Source organism: Microbacterium sp. 1.5R (assembly GCF_007667425.1).
Lineage (GTDB): Bacteria > Actinomycetota > Actinomycetes > Actinomycetales > Microbacteriaceae > Microbacterium.
In genome coordinates, this window is sequence record NZ_VDRC01000001.1 from 756297 (window position 1) to 763280 (window position 6984).

General features: G+C 69.7%; 5 protein-coding genes and 1 pseudogene. All 6 read right to left on the reverse strand.

Annotated elements, in window-relative coordinates; all coding sequences use genetic code 11:
* Positions 1–3 precede the first annotated feature (3 nt).
* Positions 4–1473 carry a malate:quinone oxidoreductase gene (locus tag FSY98_RS03765; RefSeq protein ID WP_144874106.1) on the reverse strand — a complete coding sequence of 490 codons (1470 nt, stop codon included), beginning with the start codon at positions 1471–1473 and terminating at the stop codon, positions 4–6.
* An 83-nt stretch (positions 1474–1556) separates the two neighbouring features.
* A complete protein-coding gene (locus FSY98_RS03770; protein WP_144874108.1) occupies positions 1557–2627 on the reverse strand; it encodes an aspartate-semialdehyde dehydrogenase in 1071 nt (356 codons plus the stop codon).
* 127 nt (positions 2628–2754) lie between these two features.
* Complete coding sequence (locus FSY98_RS03775) at positions 2755–4035, reverse strand: aspartate kinase (protein ID WP_144874110.1); 1281 nt, start codon at positions 4033–4035, stop codon at positions 2755–2757.
* A gap of 96 nt (positions 4036–4131) precedes the next feature.
* Positions 4132–5070, reverse strand: coding sequence for a DMT family transporter (locus FSY98_RS03780; RefSeq protein ID WP_144874112.1), 939 nt, complete (start codon positions 5068–5070; stop codon positions 4132–4134).
* Entirely contained in the window at positions 5067–5660 is a 594-nt protein-coding gene (gene recR, locus FSY98_RS03785) for a recombination mediator RecR (RefSeq protein WP_096714913.1), read from the reverse strand. The genes FSY98_RS03780 and recR overlap by 4 nt, the downstream gene beginning before the upstream one ends.
* Positions 5660–6984, reverse strand: a pseudogene (locus FSY98_RS03790) (hypothetical protein); the annotation flags it as partial. The gene recR and the pseudogene FSY98_RS03790, both read right to left, overlap by 1 nt.

Consider the following 6984-nt stretch of genomic DNA (forward strand, 5'->3'; position numbering starts at 1 on the left):
TCGTTACTCGTCGATGCCGAGCGTGGCAGCCGTCGACGAGGTCGAGGTCGCCGCGAGCTCCGGATGCGTGTTCAACATCTCGCCGAAGGTCGGGATGAGCTCGCGCAGCTCGCCCTCCCAGCCGGGGTACTCGTCGGGGAAGCACTTCTTCAGCAGATCGAGCATGATCGGCACGGCGGTGGACGCACCGGGCGACGCACCGAGGAGGCCAGCGATGGAGCCGTCGGCGGAGGCCACGACCTCGGTGCCGAACTGCAGCACGCCGCCCTTCTTCGGGTCCCTCTTCATCACCTGGGCGCGCTGACCGGCGTCGATGAGCGTCCAGTCCTCGTCTTTCGCCGTCGGCATGAAGGTCCGAAGGCTGTCGACCTTCTTCGCGTGGTTCTTCAGCAGTTCGCCGACGAGGTACGTGATGAGGTCGGGGTTGGCGAAGGCGACCCGCAGCATGGGCATGAGGTTGTGCGGGCGCACCTGCGTGACGAGGTCGAGCATCGACCCGTTCTTCAGGAACTTCGGGCTGAACGTCGCGAACGGACCGAACATGAGCGACGCCTCGCCGTCGACGACGCGGGTGTCGAGATGCGGCACCGACATCGGCGGAGCGCCGACCGAGGCCTGAGAGTAGACCTTCGCCTTGTGCTGCGACACGATCTTCGGGTCGCTGGTCTTGAGGAACTGGCCGCCGATCGGGAAGACGCCGTAGCCCTTGATCTCGGGGATGCCGGAGCGCTGAAGCAGCTTGAGGGCCCATCCGCCGGCGCCGACGAAGACGAAGCGCGCCTTGATGTCGGCGGGGGTGCGGCCGACGGTCGTCCGGTACTTGACCAGCCAGCCGTCCTTCTGCTTCTTCAGCGAACGGACCTCCTGGTTGGTGCGCAGCGAGACGCCCGACTTGGTGAGGTGGCCGAACAGCTGATGCGTCAGCGCACCGAAGTCGACGTCCGTCCCCGCAGGCACGCGGGTGGCGGCGAAGGGCTCGCCCTTGCGGCGCTGCTGCATGAGCAGGGGCGCCCACTTGTTGATGACGCGGGAGTCCTCGCTGTACTCGATACCAGCGAACAGCGGCTGCTTCTTGAGGACCTCGTAGCGGTCCTTGAGGTACGCCACATCCTTCTCTCCCCGCACGAACGTCATGTGCGGGGTCGCGTTGATGAACGTCGACGGCTCGTCGAGCACGCCCTTCTCGACGAGGGACGACCAGAACTGGCGACTCTGCTGGAACTGCTCGTTGATCGAGATCGCCTTCGCCGGGTCGAGCGGCGCACCCTTCTGCTGCGGCATGTAGTTCAGCTCGCAGAGGGCCGCGTGACCGGTGCCCGCGTTGTTCCAGGGGTTGGAGGACTCCTGAGCTACGTCAGACAGCCGCTCGAAGGCGACGATCTTCCAGTCCGGCTGCAGCTCATGCAGCAGGGTACCCAGGGTGGCGCTCATGATGCCACCGCCGATCAGGACGACATCGACTGTTTCTGTCACCAGGACAGTCTAGTTCGCGGGCACGGCACGACAGACCACACGGGCCGGTGGCGTGAGACCGGATCCGCATGACGGGAATGCGATCAGGCTATGACCGACAGGCGCTCGGCCAGGACCTCGGCGATCTGCACCGCGTTCAGCGCCGCGCCCTTGCGCAGGTTGTCGTTGCTGATGAAGAGCACGAGGCCCTTGCCCTCCGGCGCGGACTGGTCTGCCCGGATGCGGCCGACGAAGCTGGGATCCTTGCCCGCTGCCTGAAGGGGCGTCGGAACCTCGTCGAGTTCGACACCCGGCGCCGCGGAGAGGACTTCGCGGGCGCGCTCGGGCGTGATGTCGCGAGCGAATTCGACGTTGATCGAGAGCGAGTGACCGGTGAACACGGGGACGCGCACACAGGTGCCGGCGACGCGCAGATCGGGCAGTTCGAGGATCTTGCGACTCTCGTTGCGGAGCTTCTTCTCCTCGTCCGTCTCGTTGTCGCCGTCGTCGACGAGGTTGCCGGCGAACGGGATCACGTCGAAGGCGATTGGTGCGACGTACTTCTCCGGCTCGGGGAAGTCGATCGACGAGCCGTCATGCACGAGCCGGAGCGTGTCGCCCTGCGCGAGCACCCCCTCGACCTGGCCGAGGAGCTCCTGCGCGCCGGCGAGTCCGGAGCCCGAGACCGCCTGGTAGGTCGAGACGATCAGCCGCTCGAGGCCGGCCTCGGCGTCGAGCGCCTTGAGTACGGGCATCGCGGCCATGGTCGTGCAGTTCGGGTTCGCGATGATGCCGCGCGGGCGATCGTCGATCGCGTGCGGGTTGACCTCGCTCACCACGAGGGGCACCTCGGGGTCGTTGCGCCATGCGCTCGAGTTGTCGACGACCACGGCGCCGGCATCGGCGAATCGCGGTGCGTAGGCGCGGCTGGCGGTCGCGCCGGCCGAGAACAGGGCGATGTCGATGCCCGCGGCATCCGCCGTCTCGACGTCTTCGACGATCACGGTCGCTCCCCCGAACTCGATCGAGGTGCCGGCGGAGCGCGACGACGAGAACAGGCGCAGCTCGCGGATCGGGAAGGACCGCTCGGCGAGAATCTCGCGCATGACGGTGCCCACCTGGCCGGTGGCGCCCACGATGGCGACGGAGAGTCCTGAGTCGGAGATGCGGGTCATGATGTTCCTTGGCGTCGAGCAGTACTGCGAACGAGGCTTCGGGCGCGGCGTCGGGATGCGGATGCCGCGCCTGGCGCCGATGTCAGGGTGTGGGTGAGTCTACCGTGCCGCGCAGAGCGAGAGCCCGTCAGCGCCCGGTGCCGGCGTGCACCGTGGCTTCGATCTCGCCGTCGAGTCCGTAGGCGGTGTGCACGGTGCGCGCGGCCTCGGCGAGGTCGCTGTCGCGCAGGACCACCGAGATGCGGATCTCGGACGTGGAGATCATCTCGATGTTGATGCCGCCGGCCGACAGAGCCTCGAAGAGGATCGCCGAGACGCCGGAGTGCGTGCGCATGCCCGCACCGACCACCGAGAGCTTGCCGATCTGATCGTCGTGCACGAGGTTGCTGAACCCGACCTCGTTCTGCTCGGCGGCCAGCGACTTCAGAGCCCCGGCGGCGTCGGCCTTGGGCACGGTGAACGAGATGTCGGTGCGGCCCGTCGCCGACACGTTCTGTACGATCATGTCGACGTTCGCGCCGGACTTCGCGACGATCTTGAAGATCTCCGCGGCCTTGCCGGGCACATCCGGCACGCCGGCGACGGTGATCTTGGCCTGGCTGAAGTCGGTGGCGACACCAGCGACGATCGGTTCTTCCATCTCAGCCTCCTCGGCTTCGCGGGGGTTCTTCATGCCCTCGCCCAGAACGTAGGTGCCCTCCGACGACGAGAACGTCGAGCGGGCGTGGATCAGGACGCCATGACGGCGTGCGTATTCGACGGCACGGATGTACAGCACCTTGGCGCCGTTCGCGGCGAGCTCCAGCATCTCCTCGCTCGAGATGTGGTCGAGCTTCTGCGCGGTGGGGATGATGCGCGGGTCGGAGGTGAAGATCCCGTCGACGTCGCTGTAGATCTCGCAGACATCAGCCGACAGCGCAGCGGCGAGAGCGACGGCCGTGGTGTCGGATCCACCGCGACCGAGCGTGGTGATGTCGCGGGTATCGCGGTTGAAGCCCTGGAAGCCGGCGACGATGACGATCGCTCCCTCGTCGAGCGCTTCACGCAGACGCACGGGGGTGACGTCGACGATGCGCGCTGCGCCGTGCTGCGAGTCGGTGATCATGCCGGCCTGGCTGCCGGTGAACGAGCGCGCCTCGAAGCCCATCGAGTGGATGGCCATCGCGAGGAGCGCCATCGAGATGCGCTCTCCGCTCGAGAGAAGCATGTCGAGCTCGCGAGGAGCCGGGATCGGGGCGACCTCGTTCGCGAGGTCGAGCAGTTCGTCGGTGGTGTCGCCCATCGCGCTGACGGCCACGACCACGTCGTGCCCGGCGCGGCGCGTGTCGACGACGCGCTTGGCGACGCGCTTGATGCTCTCTGCGTCGGCGACGGACGAGCCGCCGTACTTCTGCACGATGAGGGCCACGTTCACTCCCTGGGATGTCGGGCGGATCCGCCCACGCTCATTCTACGATCGGCCCATATACCCGCCCGCGCATGTGACAGCGGCGCGGACGAGGGGTCACGGGGCGGGCGGGGCGGCGACGAGGTCGGGCGCAGTGGATGCCGGAGGTCGCGGCCGCAGGCGACCGCCGGTCGCCGCGAACCAGCACCCCGCGATGATCAGCGGGAAGCCGATGAGGAGCCCCGGGGTCAGCGGCTCGGCGAGGACGATCGCGCCGAGGACGATCGCCACCACCGGGTTGACGTACGTGAACAGCGGCGCCCGCACCGGGCCGACCTCGCGGATGAGCGCGAAGAATGCGAGGAAGGCCACTGCAGTGCAGATGACGGCGAGGGCGAGCAGCGCCGCGACCGAGGGGAGCGTCGGCATCTCGTGCTGGGTGAGGAGTCCGATCGGCAGGTACAGGACTCCGACCATCAGCAGCGAGAGCGTGATCGTGCCGAGGGACGGCACGTCGGCGAGTTTGCGGGCGACGATGAACGGCGCGGTCGCGTAGAGCACGGCGACGAGCAGCACCTCGCCCGCCGCGAGCAGGCTCACCTCGCCGCCGAACAGTCCGGGACCGGCGACGACGACGGCGACGCCGAGGAACCCGACGAGGAGGCCGATCCCCCTTGCCGGGCGCAGGACGCCGCGGTCACCGCCGCCCAGGGCGATCAGCGCCGCGAACAGCGGCACGGTCGCGACGAGCAGTCCGGTCATCCCGGACGGGAGGGTCATCTCGGCGTGACCGAGCAGGACGAACGGGCCTGCCATCTCGACGAGGCCGAAGGCGAGGACCCACGGCCAGTATGCGAGCGCCGCCTTGAGAGCGCCGCCTCGGATCGCGAACGGCAGCAGCAGGAGGGCCGCGATGAGCGTGCGGCCGGCGACGATCGCCGGTGGCGAGAACGATTCGACGGCGACGCTGATGAGCAGGTAGGGAACACCCCACAGCAGTGCCATCGCCCCGAAGAGCAGCCAGCCTCGGCGGGAGAACCCGGCCTGCGCGTTCACAGCACGCGCCGACCCTCGAACGCGCGCCCGAGGGTGACCTCGTCGGCGTACTCCAGGTCGCCGCCGACGGGCAGGCCCGAGGCGAGGCGCGAGACCGTGATCTGCATCGTCGTGAGCAGTCGGCTGAGGTAGCTCGCCGTGGCTTCGCCTTCGAGGTTCGGGTTCGTGGCGAGGATGACCTCCTGCACGGTGCCGTCGGCGAGGCGCGTCATGAGCTGAGCGATGCGCAGGTCGTCAGGTCCGATGCCCGCGATCGGGCTGATCGCGCCGCCGAGCACGTGGTAGAGACCGCGGAACTCGCGGGTGCGCTCGATCGCGGCGACATCCTTCGCGTCTTCCACCACGCAGATCAGCGCGCCGTTGCGGCGGGGGTCGCGGCAGATCGCGCAGCGCTCCTGCTCGGCCACGTTGCCGCAGATCTCGCAGAAGCGCACGCGGACCCGGATCTCGGTGAGCAGCTCGGAGAGACGCGCGACATCGAACGTCGGCGTCTGCAGGATGTGGAACGCGATGCGCTGGGCCGACTTCGGGCCGATGCCAGGCAGCCTGCCGAACTCGTCGATCAGTTCCTGGACGATTCCGTCGTACATCAGGAGAACCTCGTGGGGGGCTCGTAGGGCTCTTCGCGCACGAATGTGGCGCCGAGCACCTGGCGGATCACGGCCTCACCGTAGCGCTGCACTCCCCCGGTCGGGGTGCGGTCGGTGACGACGGGGGCTGACGCCGGCGCGGTGCGGGCGACGGGCGACGGGCGGTTGGCGGACGACACGTGGGCGGTCGGCGCGGACTGCGGGGCGATCGGTGCGGCGGCGGACGCAGACGATGCGGCCGAAGCGGACGCGGGCGCAGACGAGCGGGACGGTGCTCGCGACGGCGTGGGCTCGTACGACGGGTCGTACGGCGGCTCGTCGTCGTAGGGCGGTGGCTCGTCGTCGAGCGGCGGCACGTCGTCGGACGGCCGCGCAGCGCCCGCCACCGCCGGAGTCTGCGCGGCGGTGCGCGCTGCCGCGTCTACCATGCCTCCGGCGTCTGCCGCGTCTGTCGCGGGACCCGTCGGCGGCGCCCCGGACAGCGAGGGTGCGGCGACCGGCGCGGAGGACGGGGGCGTGACCGCCGCCGCCGCGACCGGGGCTGCCTCGGTCGGGGACGCAGGGATCGGCGCGACCGCCCATTCGGTCACCGGGGTGGCGGAGTCGCCGCGGATCTGCGTGCGCGTGGAACTCGCTGACGCAGGCTCCGATGCGGGTGCGTCGGATGATGATCCCCGCGAGGATGCCGCCTCCGCGGACGAGGACTGGCGGGGAGCACCGCCCTGCGGCATCGGCGCTGGCACGTACTTGACGCGCACGCCCAGCTCCTGCTCGATCGCGGTGCGCAGGTGGTCGGACGGGCCGGAGCCCGGCGTCGTGCCCTTGAACTTCGCGACGTCGTGCTGGCTCGTGAAGCCGAGGGTGAGGACCTCGGTCTCGGTGACGAAGGCCAGCGGCTGCACGGCGGTGGCCAGCAGCCAGGAGCTGCGGCTGATGTCTTCGAGGCGCTTCAGCACCGCGGTCCACGACGCCGTGATGCGTTCGAAGGTCACCGGACCGGACGGTGCCGACGCGGGCTGCGACCCCGACGTCGGGGTCGTCGGCTCCGGCGCGGTTGCTGCCGGCTCGGTGGCGGCTCGCTCGGTGGTTGCTCGCCCGGTGGCGGAAGTGTCGGCAGCAGAGATGCCTGCGGCAGCGGAGTCGTCGGAGCCCGCCGCAGGCGCCCCCTCGGCGGAAGTCGAGGCTCCCGTGGTCTCCTGCGGTGCCCGAGCAACGGGAACCGCAGCGGGCGCGGCCGCGCCTCGCTCGGCGGGAGCGGCAGCGCCTCGCTCGGCGGGAGCGGCAGCGCCTCGCTCGGCGGGAGCGGCAGCGCCTCGCTCGGCGG